Origin of the sequence: Rhodococcus sp. 1R11 (assembly GCF_004563845.1) — a bacterium.
GTDB lineage: Bacteria > Actinomycetota > Actinomycetes > Mycobacteriales > Mycobacteriaceae > Rhodococcoides.
This window is the reverse complement of sequence record NZ_SPNG01000008.1, coordinates 221,490-240,360: the sequence shown is the minus strand read 5'-3', so window position 1 is coordinate 240,360 and position 18,871 is coordinate 221,490. Positions and strand designations below refer to the sequence as shown.

Genomic DNA, 18,871 nt, shown 5'->3' with positions numbered 1-18,871 from the left:
CGACCCGGGTGTCTCCCTCGACTGTGCTGTCGTCGGCGTCGGATCTCAAGGAAATCGAGTCGAATGAGTATAGGATTTATCAGGTGCTGATAAAGAGTGCGAGGTAGATCGATGTACCCGGCGCGGGTCGCCGTGGTCGCGAAGATCGAATCGGATCTGGGCCCCGTCGTCGCATCCGCAATACACGCGATTCGCGACGCGATCCCGGTCTACCGATCACTGCAGGGTGCACAATTGGCCGATGTCGAGGCCATCGCGTATTGGTCACTGAGGCGGCTGATGGCCCTGTGGGCGCACGGCGATCGGACGATCGACGACCGCGACCACAAGAGATTCCGAGCCATAGGTTCCGCACGCGCGGCAGACGGGCGGCCGCTGGCCGATGTGCTGCGCGCGTATCGAGTCGCGTCGAGCGTGTTCGTTCGACACGTGACAACGGAGTATCTGGAAGTACTCGACCCGCCGGACATCGCCGAACTCGGCCTCGGCGTGCTCGACGCGATCGACGCCATCTCCGAGGAGATCATCGGTGCGTATATCATTGCGCGCGAACAGCTCACATCCAACCGTGCGCAGGCGCACGCCGCGTTGCTCGACGACCTGCTGGCTGCCAGACACAACTCACCCGGGACGGTGTCGGACCGTACTCGCGAACTCGACCTGAAGCTGCCCACGCACCCGAACCTGCTCGTGGTGCAGTCCACCGATCCGGGCCGACCCATGTCCGACGACACCGTCGAGTCTCTGGTGCTTGCGATGGGCCTCGTCCCTCCGGACCGCACCACAACGGCGGATCAACGGACGCACTTGTGCACTCGGCGCGAACAACGCGCGATCGCGCTGCTGCCGCCGTCGATCCATCGCGCCGAGGTCGACCTCGCGTGTCGGGATCTGCGGCTACGCGGATGCCTCGTGGAGAGATCGACCGTTACCGGTATCAGCAGTTCGTGGCGACTCGCCTCGGAAGCGCTCGAGACCGCACCGGATCACGCGTTCGACGGCCGGGCACTGCTCGATCAGGGCGACGGTCAGCTGTTGGCACTGTTGACAGCGCGCCCGACCGCTGACACGAGCGAGGTGGTGCGGAGCGTGCTCGGCCCGCTGACCGAGGCAGCGAACGCGCATATCCTGCAGGGTCTTTCGGCCTTCATCTCCACCGGCACAGCAACGGCTGCAGCTACCCGACTGCAGGTGCACCCGCAGACTTTGCGCTATCGACTGCGCCGGGCTCAGGAACTGACCGGCCGGGATCCGCGTTCGGCGTGGCATCGGTTGGCGCTGGACACCGCGATACAACTACGCCAACTCGGTTGACCCGGCTCGGCTGAATTCGGCGTCGTCGGTGGTCATGCGCACAAGCGCCATGACTGATTACTCGAGCCCAAGTCGTCGATCCCAGGATCACCGACAGGCGGGATCGAGCGATTCAGTTGATGTTCCACGACTCGACAGCATCGAGTCGCTGGCCGTCGGAGTCGTACGTGTAGAAGCCTTCACCGTCCCCGAGACCGGTCTTTCCCGCGTCGATACCCTTTTGCAGTATGTCGGCAAATTTGACCTGATCCTCGCCACCGTGTGCGCGCGCGATATGTGCTGCGACGTTGAAGCCGACAGTGTCGTAAATCTGGAACGGACCGGCGGGTGCCCCGGTGGCTATGCGCCACACGTTGTCGATGTCCGCCGGATTGGCAACCCCGCCGACGTAGAGGTTGGCTCCCGCTTGCAGCAGCGGGATCAGCAGACTGTTGAGCACGTATCCCGGAATTTCCTTTCGGACCGGAACGGGAACGAGACCGATCTCCGAAGCGAAGCTCAATACGACATCGAAGTAGACAGGATCTGTTGCAGCAGTTGCCATCACCTCACCGGTGTTGTATCGCCACACGAGATTGGCGAAATGCAATGCGAGAAACTTTTCCGGCCGCCCGGTGGCCTCGGCGAAACTGCTGGGCAGTAGCGACGACGAGTTGGTCACGAAGATAGTTTTCGGCGGGGCGGACGCGCCGATATCCGACCAGACCTTTTTCTTCAGGTCGAGATCCTCCGGAACTGCTTCGATCACCAGGTCGGCGTCCGAAACAGCCTCCGCGACGCTGGTGGTGGTTGTGATGGATTCGATGGCCTTGTCGAAGCGCGCCTCGTCGAAAGTCTTCAGGTCACGCTTGTAGTATCCGCGCATCCATTCCCAGCGGTCCGGCAGCTTGGCTAGCAGTTCGTCGGAAATGTCGTATCCCACAACGGTTTTTCCGTGGTAGGCAGCCTGCATCATGATCTGTGAACCGAGCACTCCGGTTCCGAATACGGTCACGTTCTCAACATCGGACATAGACGACACACTTCCCTTTATCGAGTCACTGGTTTCCCGCTCCCCCAGTTCTACCGCTGAGCGCGGAGCCACCGTCTCGTGGGGTCCAACAGCGGATCGACTCGACCGACAACAGCGCTGTGCACTCCACAGCATCGACGGCTCACGCATACTCGAACGATGGCTGTCGATCCCCGCGGAAGAGACCTGAAGCGCTACCTCGAAGAAGATCCCGGCGGTCCGGTGGTGATGCTCAACCTGCTTCGGTTCGCCGAGGGTGGTCGCGACTCCTACGCAGGATATGCGAAAGCACTGGACGAGACTTTCCTCCCGCGCTACGGCGCGACGGTGCTGTACGCGGGCGACGGTTCGACCGCACTTGCCGCCGAGGACGGGCAGGCCTGGGATGCAGTCCTCCTGGTCCAGTACCCGTCACGTAAGGCGTTCAGCGAGATGGTGTCCGATCCCGAATATCAGACGGTGACGGCGTTACGGACCGCCGCGTTGAAAGAAGCGGCTCTGCAGGCCACCATTCCGTGGTCGTGAATTCGACCTTCGGCTTCGCATCGTGTTCGCGCCGCGGGACCTCACGGCGTTGCGAGCAACTTGCGGCGGAACAGGTTCAGCACCGTGTCCAGGGCTTCTCGGGTCGGCTGCCCGGGCTCGTCGACGAGACCCTCGGTGACCACGGAATGCGGCGGCCCGAACGCGTCGGGGTTGAACGCGGAATCGGGTAGTTCCACCGAGACGAATGCATCACCGAGTTGCTCGCGTAGGAACTCGAACCGTGCGGGAGGACACATCGTGTCGCCTTGGAATCGCATGCCGAGCACGGTGAGTTCACCTGCTGCACAGCGGCCTTTCACCGTCGCGAGATCCTGTGCGGTGATGTCGATGGAGCGCGCCCGCGACTTGGAGGCGGCGAACGGGAGTGACGGTTGCGAGAGCACGGGTGCAATCAATCGGTCGTCGGCTGCCATGGCCAGAGCGAATCCGCCGGTGAAGCACATGCCGATCGCGCCGACGCCGGGGCCGCCGCACCGCTCGTGCTCCTGCGCCGCGAGAGCCCGAAGCCACACCACCACACGCGATGACTTGCCGGTGGCCAGGATGGTGAACTCTCTACTGATGCAGGCGGGCACCATGGCGCGCGTGAGTGTAGACAGGGTGCCGATCACCCCGAGGGGCGCGGCCTGAGGATCCTTGCCGTCGACTCCGAACAGATGTGGAACAACCGCAGTGCATCCGATGCCCGCGACCGTTCTGGCAAAATCGGCGACTTTCGGTGTGATGCCGGGCATTTCCGACATCACGATCACCGCGGGGCCGGTGCCGATCCGGTACACCGGGGCCGTTCGGCCGTCCGCCGTGAACTCGGTTCGCTCGAAGTCGGCAAGGGCGTCATCTGTCATCGAAGCGGTCCTCTTTCTCGATCGGCAACATCACTGCGAATACTCACGCAGCAACAGGTACAGCGGAAGCGCGAAGCAGATTCCCACCGAGCCGGTACCGACGGGAACCAGCCACCAGTGTTTGACGCCATGATCTTTGGCATCTCCTCTGGACCAGATCCCGAAAGCGATACTGGTGATACCGAGATCGGCGGTCAGGGCTCGCGTCGGCGTGGACGCCACCCATTCGGAGAAGAACTTCGCTGCGCTACCCGCGCTCACCCCGTGCTCGCGAAAGTAGCCGACGACGTAGGCATTGGGGACGACGAAGCCGATGACGGTCAGCAGCAGCAGGAGGCGTCGACGAGTGGCGTCTGCGGTTCTCATGACCTCAACGTAGAGCACCGCGCAACACCACCGGCGTGTCGTTCGACTCGACCGAGTCGGCGATACGATCCGGCCGGTATCCGGCGACCGGCGCTGCGGTGCACGACATTGTGGACCGGCGGCTAGATGCCGACGCTGTCGACGCCGAACTGTGCTTGCTCCAACGTGAAACCCTCGAACATCAACTGATCGATCAACCCCTGGCGGGAAAACGCACTGTAGTCGAGATATGTCTGTGCCGATTCGGCCGCCTGTTCGTTCCAATCAGGTGCAATCGAATCGACCGCGAATGACGCATCCTCGAAGGAGTAGTCCTCGAATTGCAACTGCTCGATCAAGCTCGTACGCGAAAACGACGAATAATCGAGATATTGTTCCGCAGACCGAACAGCATTTCTCTGCCCAGCCGTCATACTGGGCGCAGGTGCAGGTGCGCGCGTCGTCGAAGGAGCAATTGGAGTCGTAGTCGTCGGCTCTACCGATTCGACAGTTTCCACCTGCACTGGGGGTGGCGGCAGAAATACCGTCGAGGTCGCGGTGGTCGTCGGCGATCCGGTCGAACTGGACTGCGTCGTAAGTCCGGCTGCATTCGCGGCAGTGTCTGCCTTCTCTCCGGGAGAGTTGAGCGCCCCGACAACGATGAAAAGCACCGCGACGCTGCCGACTACGCCGACGATCCACGGCCATTTCTTTCGTCCATGGTTGCCAGCGCCAACGTCTGCGCCCGCGCTCGCAGCGCCTCCCGGCAGGACCGGATTCGGCGGCTTGGGATGGACCGCCGCAGTCCACTGATGTCCGTCCCACCAGCGAAGCTGATCTGCGTGCTCGGCATCCGGATACCAACCGGCAGGTGTGGTCATGGTGGTCCTCATTGCTCGTCGATCGCGAATTCCCGGAGCCCCGGATGCAGCCAGCGCGGCATGTCCGGATACGACGACAGGGGCCCGGAACGCGAGTGCCCTGCCGCTGCCGAGCAGCCAGGTCTGTAGTGGCAATAAAGCTAATGCCCGCCAGCTTGCGACGCGTCGTTATCGGAGATTCGGCGAACAATTCCGAACCGAACCTACGCACCTTGAATTCGAGGTATTCATTCGTCTGAATGAACAACTGCCTGGTCCGAACCAACTGGGATCCGTCCGACAACGAACGGCGACGCCACCTCGGGCCGCGTCCACGCATGATCACTGACCACCTCGGTCGGCGATTCCGCGCATGCCGTCTACGGTGATCGCATGACCTCCATCGACGGCTGGCGAACGTACGACGGCGCGGCGCTGTCCCCAGCGCTGGCGTCGGCCCTGCGTATTTTCGTCGAGCAGGGGTACCACGGAACGTCGGTGCGGCAGATCGCCGCGGGTGCCGGCTTGTCGGTTCCCGGTCTGTATCACCACTTTTCGTCGAAGCAGGCCCTTCTGGTCGGCATCATGAACGCGTCGATGGACGAACTGCTGGACCGGACTCGATCGGCCATCGACGGGGCCGGTTCGTCGCCGCAAGACCGATTCGACGCGGTGGTGGAGTCCTTGCTGCTGTTCCATATCCATCGCCGCGATGCCGCGTTCGTGTGCTCCACCGAGATTCGCAGCCTCGAGCCGGCCAACCGCGCCGCCTACATCGCCAAGCGCGACGAAGAGCAACGACTGCTCGACGCGATCGTGACCGACGGAGTCGAGTCCGGGGTCTTCGACACTCCGCACCCGGCGGATGCCGGCCGGGCCGTCACCACGATGTGCATCGGCGTGGCCACCTGGTACCGACCCGATGGGCAGCTGACGCCGGCCGAATTGGTCGAGGTGTACCTCGATATCGCACGCCGAACGGTCGGCACCGCGACCGGCCGAGGCACTGCCCACAGGACGTGAGTTCCTTGACCGGAACCCGCACATATGTCAGTCTTCAAGCAACCGAGCGAGTGTTCGGTCGGTATCGACCAGGGAGTGCAGAATGGCCATCGACCTCACCTTCGACGCAGACGTCGAGAAGCTGATCGACCGAACGCGTACGTTCACTCGCGAGTACGTGCTCCCGATCGAGGATCGATTTCTGGGCAACATCGCCGATGCAGGCGGCGACGGCCTCCGGGTCGAGATGCAGTCCGCAGCCAAGGATGCGGGCGTGTTCGCACCGCACGCACCCGTCGAATACGGCGGGCACGGTCTGTCGATGAGCGACCGCGCACCGGTGTTCGAGGAAGCGGGCTACTCCCTGTTCGGCCCCATCGCACTCAATCTCGGCGCGCCCGACGAGGGCAACGTCCACATGCTGGCGCACATCGCATCGCCGGCACAGAAGGAGCAGTTCCTCGCCCCTCTCGCCCGCGGGGACCAACGATCGGCATTCGCGATGACCGAGCCGGCGCCGGGTGCCGGCTCCGATCCCTCGGCACTCACCACTGCGGCCGAACGGACCGACGGTGGATGGAAGATCAACGGACACAAGTGGTTCATCACCGGAGCCGACGGCGCAGGGTTCTTCATCATCATGGCCCGCACATCCGGAAAGCCGGGTGACCGAGGCGGAGCCACGATGTTCCTGGCCCCGGCCGACACACCGGGCATCACGGTCGGCCGTCATATCGGCACCCTGGACAAAGCCATGATCGGCGGGCACTGCGAAGTGTTCTTCGAGAACGTCTTCGTGCCAGACGAGAACGTTCTCGGGGCCGTCGACGAGGGCTTCGCCTACGCCCAGGTGCGATTGGGGCCCGCCCGTATGACCCACGTAATGCGGTGGCTCGGAGCCTCGAGACGGGCGCACGACATCGCCGTCGCCCAGGTGGCTCAGCGCGAAGGGTTCGGCGGCAAGCTCGGCGATCTCGGCATGATCCAGAAGATGGTCGCCGACAACGAGATCGACATCGCCGCATCCCGAGCCCTCTTGATCAAGGCCTGCTTCGAGCTGGATCGCGGCGGCCACGCGAGCAACGAAACCTCCATTGCCAAGACGTTCGCAGCCGAGGCCATCTTTCGTATCGTGGACCGCAGCATTCAAATGTGCGGCGGGCTCGGGGTATCGGACGACCTGCCGCTGGCACGGCTCTCGCGCGAAGTACGTCCGTTCCGGGTCTACGACGGCCCGTCCGAAGTGCATCGCTGGGCCATCGCCAAACGAGCCGTCGGGGCCGCGAAGCGCGCCGCTCAGGAGCAGTCATGAGCGACCTACCGGGCATGAACCGCGTTGCTCTGGAACGATTCCTGCGTGACGAGGGCATCGATGTCGACGGTGAGCTGACGGTCGAGATGATCAGCGGTGGTCGCTCCAATCTGACGTACAAGGCGTACGACGACACCTCGACATGGGTGGTTCGCCGGCCCCCGACCAGTGGCCTGACGCCGTCGGCGCACGACATGGCCAGGGAGTGGGCAGTGACCGACGCGCTCGCGTCCACCGCGGTGCCGGTGGCCGAGACGGTGGCCTTCGACAGAGAAGGTGCCGTACTCGGCGCTCCGATGACGGTGGTCCGTTTCGTTCCCGGGCGCGTCGTGCGAACGCGCGAGGATCTGCGCGATCTGACCGACGAGCAGGTCGCAGACAACGCCGCCGAATTGGTGCGGGTGCTCGCCGAGCTGCATGCCGTCGATCCTGCGGCCGTGGGTCTCGAAAAGTTCGGTCGCCCGGACGGTTTCGTTGCTCGCCAGGTCGCCACGTGGGCGCGTCAGTGGCAGACGGTGAAGACACGGGAGCTACCCGACGTCGACCGACTTCACCGCGCCCTCGAAGCCGCGGTACCCACCCGATCGGCGGCGTCCATCGTGCACGGCGATTTCCGGGTCGACAACACGATTCTCGACGTCGAGGACGTAAGTTCTGTTGCAGCCGTGGTGGACTGGGAGATGTCCACACTCGGCGATCCGTTGACCGATGTCGCGCTGATGTGCGTGTACCGGCAACCCGTGTTCGATGCCGTTCTCGGTGCCGACGCAGCCTGGACGAGCGACCGCTACCCATCGGCGGCGGATCTGGTGCAGCAGTACGCTGTTCGATCGGGCCGTGAGGTGGACAACTGGGGCTTCTATGTGGCGTTGGCCAACTTCAAGCTCGGTGTGATCGGCGAGGGCATCACCCACCGGGCATTGTCGGGCTCCGATACCGGTGCCGGAGCACGCAACGCCGCCGAAGCAACAGGAGAATTCATCGCGGCCGGCCTCCGAGCATTGTCGGAGGCCTGACCGCAATACTGTTGCTACGCAACCTCTCTCATGATGCCGATGTGGCGAACGATTCCGGACAGCGCCGGAAGCTCCTGAGGTGCGGACCAGCCGTTCAGGTCGGCGCTGTCGGAGTAGAAGTACTTCTGGTTCGTGTAGTCGTCGTAGTACAGCCGCCAGGTACCGTCGGGCAACTCGACGACGGCGGGCCCTTCCTTCAACGGGCCGAAATCGCAGAAGGTGAGGTCCCGAACGTAGGGACCACCCAGAGCGGGCGCGATCCAGTGTTCGATGACCTTGTTGCTCTCACCTTTGGTGAAAGCGTGGTAGGTCGACCCGGCCTTCACCACCGTCGTGTCGATGTGGTCGTTGACGATTCCCGCCAACGGAACCGGCGAGCTCCACGTCGTCAGGCCGGGATCGGTCGCCGTCATGAGATACGGCACGAACCCTCCGCCGGCAGACAACGACACGATGATGCTGACGCGGTCGCCCTCGACGAACCACTCCGGTGCCCACGCCTTGGTGGTGAACGGGGACAGAGACGGGAGTTCCGAGGACCCCGCCGAGCCGGTACCCGCCCCGGTCCCGGGCAGGAGCAGGCAGCAGAACGGGATCGGAAGGTTCTGCAAGAATTCCCAATCGACGCGATCTGCGCTGCGCGCGAAGCCGATTTCCGCGCCGCCGCCCGTCGTGTAGGTCACGTAATACATACCGTCGGCGGCTCGGAAGATGCTCGAGTCACGAACCACACCGGAGGGCGGCGTGTACGCGGCGGCCTCGACCGTGGTGAAGTCCGTTCCGTTGCTGGATTGGTACACGTCCATGTTTTGATCACTGTCGTTACTGAAGGCCACCATGGTGTACGTGACCGCAGGTGCAGCTGCCCCCGTCCCCGCCGCGCCGAACAGCAGTCCGACGCCGACGACAAGCGTCATGGGAATGGCGAGTGCGTGCTTGCGCAGGGTCCTGATCACCGCTGAAGTATGTAGGACGCACGAGCCCCACGAGTAACAACAGTGCACAGTCGTGCCTGTTCGTTACCGAACCCTACGACTGTGCCGAGTACTGAGACACCGGCTTGGCCTGATACATCTCGTGATCGGCATCGTCGAGAATGTCCAAGGCAGTGCGCGGATCACCACTGCCGACGGTCACACAGCCGATACTCGCGGTCACCGTCAGTTCTCGGTCTGCGGTCGTGATCGGTGTTGCGAGTTCGGCCCGGACGTCGTCCGCCTCCGAGCCCACACTGCACGGCACCACGGCAACGAATTCGTCACCGCCGATGCGTCCGACGAATGCGTCGTCGGGCAGCGCCCGCGTCAGGCGCGCGGCCACGATCCCGAGTACGGCATCGCCGACCGTGTGTCCGTGCAGGTCGTTGATCGTCTTGAAATTGTCGAGATCGATGAACAACACGGCCATGTCATCCTCCCGGCGCGACAGGGACAGCTCCTGGTCGAGCCGCGCCAGAATCAACGGGCGGTTGGGCAGTCCGGTGAGGTCGTCGTGTGTTGCCGCGTGTTCGAGCTTCATGCTCGTCCGATAGGCATCGGTCACATCGACGAACGTTGCCACTATCGAGGGTGACGGGCCGCCGAAGTTGAGCATGGTCGCGGTCAGAGACAGCCAGAAATGTCGTCCGTCCCGACGGCGTTCGACTCCGATCACCGATTGGCTCGGCTTCCCGGTTCTGCCGGTGACGGCCACGGGGTGTTCGAGTCGCCGAATGGGTTGCTGATCGGTGCCGTACACCCGGAACGGCAGCACAGCGGACTGTCCCGTCGTCGCCGATCCCACCTGGATGTCGAGGATCGTCTTCGCCGCGAGGTTCGCCGACGTGATGCGACCGGCGTGGTCGAGTACGACGACGCCTGCCTCCAGCGATTCCACCACGGCGGTGTAATGCTCCTCGGCCCGGCGGACGGCACTCTGGTCGGCGCAGACCAACACGTACCCGTCGGGCATCTGGGCCGCGGAGACCACCATCGCCAAGGCCGTCCCGTCCGCGCGCAGATGCGAGTCCCACAGCCGGCCGCCGGCCGCGAGAATGGCCACCGGGTCGCAGGGCACCCCCACTGCATTCGATACGGAGAGGCCGAGCACATCTGCTGCGCGTCGTCCGTAGACCGACTCCGCGGCAGGATTCCAACTGGACACGACCCCGTCGGAGGACACCCCCACGATGGCGTCGCTGACGTGCTCGACCAACGCGGCTTGATAGTGCAGCGCCTTCTGTGCGGCCTTGTGTTCGGTGAGGTCGCGAAGGATGACCTGAAATGCAGGTTCTCCGTTCCACACCGTGCGGACCGAGACCGCCTCCATGGTCAGAGTCGATCCATCGAGGGCGAGTACGTCTGCCTCGGAGGCCGAACTGGCGGTTCCGTGCACGTCCAGGGCGGCGATGCGCTCGAGCATCGGCCCGATCGACGCGGCCGCGATGAAGTCGGTGATCGGACGGCCCACCACCGCACCGAGACTGTCGGCGCGCAGATACCGGAGCCCCGCAGGGTTGACGTAGACAAGGTTGCCTCGCCTGTGGACGACGATCGCGTCGGGCGAGTGTTCGATCAGAACCCGATAGCGATCGGCGAGACCGGGCGACCCGGGATCGGCTTCGGGGTCGCCGACGACGTCGCGCTCCCCTGGGGCCATCTGCGGTCCTCGCGTTCGTAGGCGGTCTATCGACACTCGATTCAACCACTTCTGTGGGCCGAGCCGGAATCTTCTGCACGGTTCGATGCTTATGTCCGCTTTCCGACTGGACCCAGTGCTTGTTTGCGGGGCTAAATCGAGGAACCAGCCGAAAACGGCTCGTACAACTCGAGAAGGAACGGGAATCGATCATGACATCTCACGGCATCGACATCAGTGGGATCGGCGCAGTGTCCGGCTACGGCTGGGGTACGGCCGCATTGTGGACCGGTCTGGCCAGCGGTAAGGCTGCCGCCACCTTGCACCACAACCGGTCACACCCGGGCCGCAACCCGGTGTGGCTTGCGAAAGTGCCCGACGGCGGGCAGACCGACGACGGCACCAGCCGCTTCGGCCGCGCACTGCGCGGCGCAGCACGCGAGGCCATCGACGACGCACTCGCTCGGGGCTGGCGGCCCGGTCGGCGGGTCGGTCTGGTGCATGCGGTCGTCCTGGGTGAAGTGGACGAGTGGCGCAACTTCTATCTGGAGGACGGCGGTGTGCGGCGGGTGCGCGACTACCTGACGCTGATGCCGTCGACCCCGGTATCACTGCTCATGCAGGAGCACGGCTTTCACGGCCCGGCGATGAACGTCTCGGCCATGTGCGCGTCGGGCAACGCCGGCCTTCTCACCGCCAAGATGTGGCTCGATACCGGCTTCGTCGACGACGTCGTCTTCGTCGCCACCGACCTGTCTCTGACGCCGGAGAACATCGACCATTTCGTCGCGCTCGGCGTCGGGGTGGTCGACGTGGAACCTCAGGAGGGCTGCCGACCGTTCCAGGAAGGTAGTCGTGGGTTCGGAATGGGCGAAGCAGCAACAGCTTTCGTACTCACCAACCGTAGCGATGCTGCGTACGCGCGGGTACTGGGCGGTTCGATGACTCACGACGCGTTCCACGCGACGTCCATCGACCCGGCCCTGACGCAGGTACGAGACTGCTTCGAAGCCGCCTTGACGGACGCCGGTGCCACGGCGCGCCAGGTGCGCTACCTCAATGCGCACGGGCCAGGCACCGCTCAGTGCGATGCCGCGGAGACGGAGATGCTGGAGACGGTGCTCGGCTCCCACGCGCAGGTGTATTCGGTGAAGCCGCTCACCGGGCATTGCCAAGGCGCGGCGTCGGCCGTCGAAACCATCTCTGCAGTCATGGGATTCGATCGCGGACTGGTTCCAGCGGCCCCACAGGTCTCCGACGGACACCCGCTGTTGCTCGACGGATTCACCTCAGCCGAGCCGGGTCTGACGATGAAATCCTCACTGGGAATGGGAGGACACAATTCGGTGGTGGTGCTGGCTCCTGCGTGAGCGACGGTCTGCCGGATGGTTCGCGCGCCCGCACCGTCACGGGCGCGCGAGCCCGTTCAGATCGACACCCCGGCCCCACAGATTCCGCATTCCTCGAACTCGACGCGTTTCCACCGCGCAACCGGGACGAAGAACAGCGTGAATTGCTGGTATTGCTTCATTCTCGCCCACTGGGTCGTGTTGTGGCACCGCGGGCAGTTTCGCGTTGCGCCAGGGCCGACGTGTTTGCGCTTGCTGCCGAATCCGAAGAGTAGGAACATCATCCCAGCATAGGTGGCTCGAACAGGTGCCGGACTCTGCGCAGCAGTCGTTCGAGCCACCCTCGCGTTTCGATGCGTCGGTGGCTCGAACGAATGCTGGGCCGAACGCTGTCAGCTCGCAATCATGCCGTGCGGGTCGATGACGAATTTCTGTGCGACTCCACTGTCGAATTCACGGTAGCCGCGCGGTGCGTCGTCGAGAGTGATGACCGTTGCGTTCACCGCCTTCGCAATCGAAACTCGTTCTTTGAGAATGGCATTCATCAGCTCTCGGTGGTAGCTCATCACCGGGCACTGCCCGGTGGCGAACGAGAGCGACTTCGCCCAACCGGTGCCGAGGCTGAGCGAGAGAGCGCCGCGTTGTGCGGCTTCGTCCACGCCGCCCGGATCGCCGGTGACGTAGAGCCCGGGAATTCCGATGCCCCCGCCCGCGGTGGTGATGTCCATCAGCGAATTGAGCACCGTGGCCGGTGCCTCGTGGGACGAGTCTCCGCCGTGTCCGCGAGCCTCGAATCCCACCGCGTCCACCGCAGCGTCGACCTCCGGGACACCGAGGATCTGTTCGATCTGATCCTGCGGCGCGCCCTTGCCCACGTCGACGGTCTCGCAGCCGAACGTTCGCGCCTGTGCCAGCCTGTCGGCGTTCATGTCGCCGACGATCACCACCGATGCGCCCAGCAATTGTGCGCCGACCGCGGCGGCCAGACCGACCGGACCGGCACCCGCGATGTACACCGTCGCACCGGGTTTCACACCCGCGGTGACCGCGCCGTGATATCCGGTCGGGAAGATGTCGGAGAGCATCGTCAAGTCCAGGATTTTCTCCATCGCCTGATCCCGGTCGGGGAATTTCAGCAGATTGAAGTCCGCATACGGTGCCATCACGTATTCGGCCTGGCCACCCACCCAACCGCCCATGTCCACGTAACCGAACGCAGAACCGGGTCGATCCGGGTTCACGTTGAGACAGATGCCGGTCTTGCGCTCCTTGCAGTTTCGGCACCGTCCGCAGGCGATGTTGAACGGAACGGAGCAAATGTCGCCGACTTTCAGAAATTCGACGTCTCGTCCGACCTCGACGATCTCGCCGGTGATCTCGTGGCCCAACACCAGACCCTCGGGTGCCGTCGTGCGTCCACGGACCATGTGCTGGTCGCTGCCGCAAATGTTGGTCGAGACGACCTTCAGGATCACGCCGTGTTCGCATTTGCGGCCGACATTGGCCGGATTCACGCCGGGGCCATCGGTCAATTCCAGGCCTGGAAAAGCGATGTCCTGAACCTCGACTTTGCCTGGTCCGGCGTACGTCACTGCTCTGTTGTCTGCCACGATGTCTCCTGTTCGACGGTATCCGGCTGCGATCGACAGGCCGAAATCACTTGCGCAACAACTGTTTTCATCTCATCGAGACGATCAACACGCAGTGATGTGGCCTGCATCACACCATAGTATGCGCACCTACGAATACACGGTGCGTCGCCCGCCGCACGAAGCAATCCACGGACCGATCTCACTCCCCGGAGCTATCGTCGACCGGTGCCTACCGACGACGCTCACAACGAGACCATCACCATCGGAAGTTCGCCCGGGGTACAGGTGGAGGTACTCCCCTACGGCGCGACCCTGCAACGAATGTCGGTGACCGGAGGAGACGGCGAGCGCCGCGACGTTCTCGTCGGCGTGGCGGGCGAGCGCGAGCTTCGTTCGTCCACTGCCTATTTCGGCTCCACCGTCGGCCGGTACGCGAACCGGATCAAGAACGGCCGGTTCGAGATCGACGGACAAGCGGTGCAACTGACGATCAACGACGGCACCAACCACCTGCACGGCGGAACCGACGGCTTCGACTCACGACACTGGACGGTGATCGGCCGATCACCGGACTCGGTCGAATTCGAGTTGATCAGCCCCGACGGCGATCAGGGCTACCCGGGCGAAGTCCGTGCGCGGGCCCAGTTCTCCGTCACGCCCGAGAGCGTACGGCTGGAGTCGACGGCAACGACCACCGCGCCGACGGTGTTGAATCTGACGTCGCATGCATATTTCGATCTGGACGGCCAGGGCATCGACGATCACACCCTGCAGGTGTTCGCCTCGGCGTACACCCCGGTCGATGCCGAGGGAATTCCGACCGGTGCCGTCGATCCCGTCGACGGCACCGCGCTGGATCTGCGCAGGCCCGGACGGGTCGGAGACCTGGCCCGAGCCACTCATCCGCAGTTGCTGACCGCCCGCGGTGTCGACCACAACTTCGTCGTCGACGGTGGAGGGTTCCGGCGTGCGGCGATTCTGAGTTCCGAGCGCAGTCGAACGGCCCTGGAACTGTGGACCGATCAGCCCGGCGTGCAGGTCTACACCGGCAACTTCCTGGACGGTAGCGACGTATCCCGGCACGGCGCGATGCTGCGTCAAGGCGACGGCATCGCGCTGGAACCCCAGCTGTTTCCCGATTCGCCGAATCACCCGAACTTTCCCTCTGCGGTGCTGCGACCGGGCCGGACGTACCGATCCGTGATCGAGTGGAGGTTCTCCACCCTGCAGGCCTGAGTGAGCGCTCACAATTCCTGAATGAAATCTCGCTCCAAGTCTTGACGCCGTCTGATGTTAACGCTCACACTGTGTTGCACACGTCACAGTGGAGTGGCGACATTGAGGAGATCACCATGGCGTCGAAGACAATTTTTGCGGCGAGCGCTCTCATTCTGAGTGGTGCGATCGTCCTGAGCGCATGCAGTAGCGGAGGCAGCGGCGATGCATCCGGCGGCGGTGACGGCGCAACGGTGCTGGGCTTCTCCCAGGTCGGTGCCGAAAGCGGATGGCGCACGGCCAACACCACCTCCATCCAGGACGCGGCCAGCGCTGCCGGCATGGAGTTGAAGTTCTCCGACGCGCAGCAGAAGCAGGAAAACCAGATCAAGGCGATCCGCACCTACATCCAGCAGAAGGTCGACGTCATCGCTTTCAGCCCCGTCGTCGAGACGGGATGGGAGCCGGTTCTCCAGGAAGCCAAGCGCGCGAACATCCCGGTGATCCTCACCGACCGCTCCGTCGACACCACCGACGATTCGCTGTATGCCACGTTCCTCGGCTCCGATTTCGTGGAAGAGGGCAAGAAGGCAGGCGATTGGCTGGTGCAGAACAGCGCCACTGCAGACACCACCGGCGACGGCAAGATCAATGTCGTCGAACTGCAGGGAACCACCGGGGCCGCTCCCGCCATCGACCGGGCCGAAGGATTCCGCGACGCCATCGGCAGCCAGTCGAACATCGCGATCACCGCGTCACAGACCGGCGATTTCACCCGTGACGGCGGCAAGCAGGTGATGGAGTCGTTCCTCAACTCCAACCGGGGCCAGATCGACGTCGTCTTCGCGCAGAACGACGACATGGGCCTGGGCGCAATCCAAGCCATCGAAGCAGCCGGGCTGGTACCCGGAAAAGACATCAAGATCATCACCGTCGACGCCGTCAAGGACGGAATGCAAGCACTGGCGGACAAGAAGATCGACTTCATCGTCGAGTGCAACCCACTTCTCGGACCGCAGCTGATGGAGCTCACGGACAAGGTCGTCAAGGGCGAGGACGTTCCCAAGAGGGTCGTCACCGAGGAGACCACCTTCACGCCCGACCAGGCGGCAGCAGTACTCGCCGACCGCCAGTACTGAAAGTCGACGAATGCATACCGACACCGTTCCCACCGCGGAGCCGATCCCCAGCACAGAGCCGACTCTGCTCGTGGAGATGAAGGACATCTCGATCACCTTCGGTGCCGTCCGAGCCCTCGACGGGGTGTCGTTGCGGCTCTTCCCCGGCGAGGTGCATTCGCTGATGGGTGAGAACGGTGCCGGTAAGTCGACGTTGATCAAGGCACTGACCGGGGTCTACTCGATCGACAGCGGAACCGTCACGATCGACGGAACCGTGCACGAGTTCGCCACTCCCAGCGCGGCCCAGGCTGCAGGTATCAGCACCGTCTATCAGGAAGTGAACCTTCTTCCGAATCTGACCGTCGCAGAGAACATGCTCCTGGGCCGCGAGCCCCGACGCCTCCCCGGAAAACTGTTGGGGGCCATCGGCGGTATCGACACGCGAGCGATGAACCGCCGTGCCCGAACTACTCTCGACCGGCTGGGGCTCGACATCGAGCCGTCGTCGGTACTCGGCGACCATCCGATCGCCGTGCAACAGCTCGTCGCCATCGCCCGTGCAGTCGATGTCGACGCCCGCGTCCTCATTCTGGACGAGCCGACCTCGAGTCTGGACAAAGACGAGGTCGAAACCCTGTACTCCGTCATCGAACGGCTGCGGGAAGACGGAACTTCGATCGTCTTCGTGTCGCACTTCCTCGACCAGATCTACCGCATTTCCGACCGAATGACGATCCTGCGCAACGGAAAGCTCGTCTCCGAGCGCCTGGTCGCCGACACTCCGCAGTTCGAACTGGTCGAGTTGATGATCGGCCGGGAACTGGACACCTTGCGCGAACTCGACAGCCGCGAGCCGGTGATAGTTTCCGACGAACAGACGCCCGTCGTGGAAGTGTTGGGCATCGGACGCAAGGGCGCACTGGAAGCAACCGATCTGCGCCTTCATGCGGGACAGGTCGTCGGCATCGCCGGTCTGCTCGGGTCCGGCCGTACCGAGCTCGCTCGCCTGCTCGGTGGTGCCGATCGATCGGACTCGGGATCGATCGAAGTGCATGCGACCGAGCACCGCATTCGCAGTCCACGCCAGGCCGCCGATCAGCGCATCGCCCTCACCAGCGAGGATCGTAAGGCCGACGGTGTCGTGGCCGATCTGACGGTGGCCGACAACATGCTGCTCGCTCTGCAGGCCAAGCGTGGATGGCTTCGTCCCATCCCTCGTGCCACCCGCACCAAGCTCGTCAAGGAGTACATCTCTGCACTCGACATCAGGCCCGCCGATCCGAACGCGTTGATGCGCAACCTGTCCGGCGGCAACCAACAGAAGGTGCTCCTCGCCCGCTGGCTCATCACCGAACCCGAACTTCTGATTCTGGACGAACCGACACGCGGAATCGACATCGGTGCGAAAGCGCAGATCCAAACCCTGGTCGCCGATCTGGCCGCGCGCGGAATGTCGGTGGTGTTCATCTCCGCCGAGCTCGAAGAGATCCTGCGCCTCAGTGACCGCATCGTGGTCATGCGAGATCACCGCAAGATCGACGAACGTATCAACGACGGTGTGTCGGTCGGTGACGTGCTCGCCACCATCGCAGCCGGGGCCCGCACCGACGAACCCGTCGCGGCCACTACTTCGACCACCGACAGGAATGTCGCATCATGACCCGCACCCTCGAACCGTCGGCCACCGCGCCGGCACGCGTACGCGCCGCGTTCTCCCAGCCCGTCCTCTGGCCGCTGCTGGCGCTGATAGCTCTGATCGTCGTCAATGTCGTTGTGACACCGGATTTCCTCGATATCAGGATCGAGAACGGTGGCCTGTTCGGAAACATCGTCGATATCGCACGCAACTCCGCGCCGCTCATTCTGGTGGCCGTCGGCATGACGCTGGTGGTGGCAACCCGCGGCATCGACCTCTCCGTGGGCGCAGTGGCAGTCATCGCTGCCGCCGTTGCGTGTACTCGCATCGTCGCGGCACCGGACGAGAGTGCCACCACGACGATGATCATGGCTGTCGTCTGGGCACTGGGAGCATGTTTGTTGCTGGGTCTGTGGAACGGGCTTCTGGTGTCGGTCTTCGGGATTCAACCCATCATCGCGACGCTCATTCTGATGGTCGCCGGTCGTGGTCTGGCCATGTTGATCACCGACGGAAACATCACGACAGTCAACAACCCGGCCTTCAGCACGCTCGCGTCGGGCACACTTCTCGGACTTCCACTGGCCCTGATCATCGCTCTCGTGGTCGTGGCAGCAACCGCGCTGTTGACCCGGCGGACCGCACTGGGGATGCTCGTCGAAGCCGTCGGAATCAACCCGGAGGCAAGCAGATTGGCCGGTGTCCGGTCGCGGACGATCGTCTGGACGGTCTACGTGTTCGCCGCGGTGTGCTCGGGAATGGCCGGTCTGATCATCGCTGCGAACACCAACTCGGTGAACGCGAACAGTCTGGGCCAGTGGATCGAGCTCGACGCCATCCTGGCTGTCGTCATCGGCGGCACGGCTCTGACCGGTGGTCGTTTCTCCATCGCCGGCACCGTCGTCGGTGCCCTGCTCATCGGCACCCTCACGCGCACCATCACCAATGTCGGTATCCCCTCCGAGGCCAACTACCTGTTCAAAGCGGTCGTCATCATCGTGGTCTGCCTGTTGCAGTCACCACGAGCCCGCGCATCACTGCGGACGTGGTTCCGCACCGACTCCACCAAGGCGGTACGACCGTGAGCGAC

18 protein-coding genes and 1 pseudogene are annotated in these 18,871 nt (G+C 63.8%); 10 read left to right on the top strand and 9 right to left on the bottom strand.

Annotated features, from left to right (window positions below; genetic code table 11):
• Nucleotides 1–111: 111 nt before the first annotated feature.
• Nucleotides 112–1,314, top strand: coding sequence for a PucR family transcriptional regulator (locus E4P29_RS16215; protein ID WP_135046242.1), 1,203 nt, complete (start codon nucleotides 112–114; stop codon nucleotides 1,312–1,314).
• Nucleotides 1,315–1,426: 112 nt separating this feature from the next.
• On the opposite strand, the gene E4P29_RS16210 is transcribed toward E4P29_RS16215, so the two are convergent.
• Nucleotides 1,427–2,326 carry a 3-hydroxyacyl-CoA dehydrogenase gene (locus E4P29_RS16210; protein ID WP_135046241.1) on the bottom strand — a complete coding sequence of 300 codons (900 nt, stop codon included), beginning with the start codon at nucleotides 2,324–2,326 and terminating at the stop codon, nucleotides 1,427–1,429.
• Between the two features lie 159 nt (nucleotides 2,327–2,485).
• Here E4P29_RS16210 and E4P29_RS16205 point away from each other — a divergent pair, with 159 nt between their 5' ends.
• Nucleotides 2,486–2,851 carry a DUF1330 domain-containing protein gene (locus E4P29_RS16205; protein WP_135046240.1) on the top strand — a complete coding sequence of 122 codons (366 nt, stop codon included), beginning with the start codon at nucleotides 2,486–2,488 and terminating at the stop codon, nucleotides 2,849–2,851.
• A gap of 41 nt (nucleotides 2,852–2,892) precedes the next feature.
• On the opposite strand, the gene E4P29_RS16200 is transcribed toward E4P29_RS16205, so the two are convergent.
• The 4 genes and pseudogenes from E4P29_RS16200 to E4P29_RS26380 form a co-directional block, all read right to left on the bottom strand.
• Entirely contained in the window at nucleotides 2,893–3,717 is an 825-nt protein-coding gene (locus tag E4P29_RS16200; RefSeq protein WP_135046239.1) for a dienelactone hydrolase family protein, read from the bottom strand.
• A gap of 30 nt (nucleotides 3,718–3,747) precedes the next feature.
• Nucleotides 3,748–4,083 (bottom strand): DUF2834 domain-containing protein, encoded by a 336-nt coding sequence (locus E4P29_RS16195; protein WP_135046238.1) that lies wholly within the window; start codon nucleotides 4,081–4,083, stop codon nucleotides 3,748–3,750.
• A 122-nt stretch (nucleotides 4,084–4,205) separates the two neighbouring features.
• Nucleotides 4,206–4,580, bottom strand: coding sequence for an Ltp family lipoprotein (locus tag E4P29_RS26385; protein ID WP_245154361.1), 375 nt, complete (start codon nucleotides 4,578–4,580; stop codon nucleotides 4,206–4,208).
• Between the two features lie 267 nt (nucleotides 4,581–4,847).
• Nucleotides 4,848–4,943, bottom strand: a pseudogene (locus E4P29_RS26380) (DUF2510 domain-containing protein); the annotation flags it as partial.
• A 372-nt stretch (nucleotides 4,944–5,315) separates the two neighbouring features.
• On the opposite strand from E4P29_RS26380, the gene E4P29_RS16185 reads away from it, so the two are divergent.
• From E4P29_RS16185 to E4P29_RS16175, 3 genes are all read left to right on the top strand, one after another.
• Nucleotides 5,316–5,945 (top strand): TetR/AcrR family transcriptional regulator, encoded by a 630-nt coding sequence (locus E4P29_RS16185; RefSeq protein WP_135046236.1) that lies wholly within the window; start codon nucleotides 5,316–5,318, stop codon nucleotides 5,943–5,945.
• 82 nt (nucleotides 5,946–6,027) lie between these two features.
• Nucleotides 6,028–7,236, top strand: a complete 1,209-nt coding sequence (locus tag E4P29_RS16180; protein ID WP_135046235.1) for an acyl-CoA dehydrogenase family protein — start codon at nucleotides 6,028–6,030, stop codon at nucleotides 7,234–7,236.
• Nucleotides 7,233–8,252 (top strand): phosphotransferase family protein, encoded by a 1,020-nt coding sequence (locus tag E4P29_RS16175; protein ID WP_135046234.1) that lies wholly within the window; start codon nucleotides 7,233–7,235, stop codon nucleotides 8,250–8,252. The genes E4P29_RS16180 and E4P29_RS16175 overlap by 4 nt, the downstream gene beginning before the upstream one ends.
• Nucleotides 8,253–8,266: 14 nt before the next feature.
• Here E4P29_RS16175 and E4P29_RS16170 read toward each other — a convergent pair whose 3' ends face one another.
• Nucleotides 8,267–9,169, bottom strand: coding sequence for an arabinofuranosidase (locus E4P29_RS16170; RefSeq protein WP_135046281.1), 903 nt, complete (start codon nucleotides 9,167–9,169; stop codon nucleotides 8,267–8,269).
• A gap of 112 nt (nucleotides 9,170–9,281) precedes the next feature.
• A complete protein-coding gene (locus tag E4P29_RS16165; RefSeq protein ID WP_135046233.1) occupies nucleotides 9,282–10,889 on the bottom strand; it encodes a sensor domain-containing diguanylate cyclase in 1,608 nt (535 codons plus the stop codon).
• Nucleotides 10,890–11,080: 191 nt separating this feature from the next.
• Here E4P29_RS16165 and E4P29_RS16160 point away from each other — a divergent pair, with 191 nt between their 5' ends.
• Nucleotides 11,081–12,238: a beta-ketoacyl synthase N-terminal-like domain-containing protein gene (locus E4P29_RS16160; protein ID WP_135046232.1), complete on the top strand. Its 1,158-nt coding sequence runs from the start codon at nucleotides 11,081–11,083 to the stop codon at nucleotides 12,236–12,238.
• 56 nt (nucleotides 12,239–12,294) lie between these two features.
• On the opposite strand, the gene E4P29_RS16155 is transcribed toward E4P29_RS16160, so the two are convergent.
• Together E4P29_RS16155 and fdhA are read right to left on the bottom strand one after the other, a co-directional pair.
• Entirely contained in the window at nucleotides 12,295–12,501 is a 207-nt protein-coding gene (locus E4P29_RS16155; RefSeq protein ID WP_032368853.1) for a zinc-ribbon domain-containing protein, read from the bottom strand.
• Between the two features lie 108 nt (nucleotides 12,502–12,609).
• Nucleotides 12,610–13,827, bottom strand: a complete 1,218-nt coding sequence (gene fdhA, locus E4P29_RS16150; protein WP_027496167.1) for a formaldehyde dehydrogenase, glutathione-independent — start codon at nucleotides 13,825–13,827, stop codon at nucleotides 12,610–12,612.
• A gap of 207 nt (nucleotides 13,828–14,034) precedes the next feature.
• Here fdhA and E4P29_RS16145 point away from each other — a divergent pair, with 207 nt between their 5' ends.
• From E4P29_RS16145 to E4P29_RS16130, 4 genes are all read left to right on the top strand, one after another.
• A complete protein-coding gene (locus E4P29_RS16145; RefSeq protein ID WP_167735511.1) occupies nucleotides 14,035–15,045 on the top strand; it encodes an aldose epimerase family protein in 1,011 nt (336 codons plus the stop codon).
• Nucleotides 15,046–15,161: 116 nt separating this feature from the next.
• Nucleotides 15,162–16,163: an ABC transporter substrate-binding protein gene (locus E4P29_RS16140; protein ID WP_135046230.1), complete on the top strand. Its 1,002-nt coding sequence runs from the start codon at nucleotides 15,162–15,164 to the stop codon at nucleotides 16,161–16,163.
• Nucleotides 16,164–16,173: 10 nt separating this feature from the next.
• A complete protein-coding gene (locus tag E4P29_RS16135; RefSeq protein WP_135046229.1) occupies nucleotides 16,174–17,805 on the top strand; it encodes a sugar ABC transporter ATP-binding protein in 1,632 nt (543 codons plus the stop codon).
• Nucleotides 17,802–18,866, top strand: coding sequence for an ABC transporter permease (locus tag E4P29_RS16130; RefSeq protein WP_135046228.1), 1,065 nt, complete (start codon nucleotides 17,802–17,804; stop codon nucleotides 18,864–18,866). Before E4P29_RS16135 ends, E4P29_RS16130 begins: the two co-directional genes overlap by 4 nt.
• Nucleotides 18,867–18,871: the final 5 nt, after the last annotated feature.

Bases quoted from the DNA above. Each gene is read 5' to 3' on its own strand.
- E4P29_RS16170 (WP_135046281.1), bottom strand. From the start codon at position 9,169: ATGACGCTTGTCGTCGGCGTCGGACTGCTGTTCGGCGCGGCGGGGACG.
- E4P29_RS16155 (WP_032368853.1), bottom strand. From the start codon at position 12,501: ATGATGTTCCTACTCTTCGGATTCGGCAGCAAGCGCAAACACGTCGGC.
- E4P29_RS16130 (WP_135046228.1), top strand. From the start codon at position 17,802: ATGACCCGCACCCTCGAACCGTCGGCCACCGCGCCGGCACGCGTACGC.
- E4P29_RS16160 (WP_135046232.1), top strand. From the start codon at position 11,081: ATGACATCTCACGGCATCGACATCAGTGGGATCGGCGCAGTGTCCGGC.
- E4P29_RS16200 (WP_135046239.1), bottom strand. From the start codon at position 3,717: ATGACAGATGACGCCCTTGCCGACTTCGAGCGAACCGAGTTCACGGCG.
- E4P29_RS16195 (WP_135046238.1), bottom strand. From the start codon at position 4,083: ATGAGAACCGCAGACGCCACTCGTCGACGCCTCCTGCTGCTGCTGACC.
- E4P29_RS16180 (WP_135046235.1), top strand. From the start codon at position 6,028: ATGGCCATCGACCTCACCTTCGACGCAGACGTCGAGAAGCTGATCGAC.
- E4P29_RS16165 (WP_135046233.1), bottom strand. From the start codon at position 10,889: ATGGCCCCAGGGGAGCGCGACGTCGTCGGCGACCCCGAAGCCGATCCC.
- E4P29_RS16205 (WP_135046240.1), top strand. From the start codon at position 2,486: ATGGCTGTCGATCCCCGCGGAAGAGACCTGAAGCGCTACCTCGAAGAA.
- E4P29_RS16135 (WP_135046229.1), top strand. From the start codon at position 16,174: ATGCATACCGACACCGTTCCCACCGCGGAGCCGATCCCCAGCACAGAG.
- E4P29_RS16215 (WP_135046242.1), top strand. From the start codon at position 112: ATGTACCCGGCGCGGGTCGCCGTGGTCGCGAAGATCGAATCGGATCTG.
- E4P29_RS16210 (WP_135046241.1), bottom strand. From the start codon at position 2,326: ATGTCCGATGTTGAGAACGTGACCGTATTCGGAACCGGAGTGCTCGGT.
- E4P29_RS16140 (WP_135046230.1), top strand. From the start codon at position 15,162: ATGGCGTCGAAGACAATTTTTGCGGCGAGCGCTCTCATTCTGAGTGGT.
- E4P29_RS16175 (WP_135046234.1), top strand. From the start codon at position 7,233: ATGAGCGACCTACCGGGCATGAACCGCGTTGCTCTGGAACGATTCCTG.
- E4P29_RS16185 (WP_135046236.1), top strand. From the start codon at position 5,316: ATGACCTCCATCGACGGCTGGCGAACGTACGACGGCGCGGCGCTGTCC.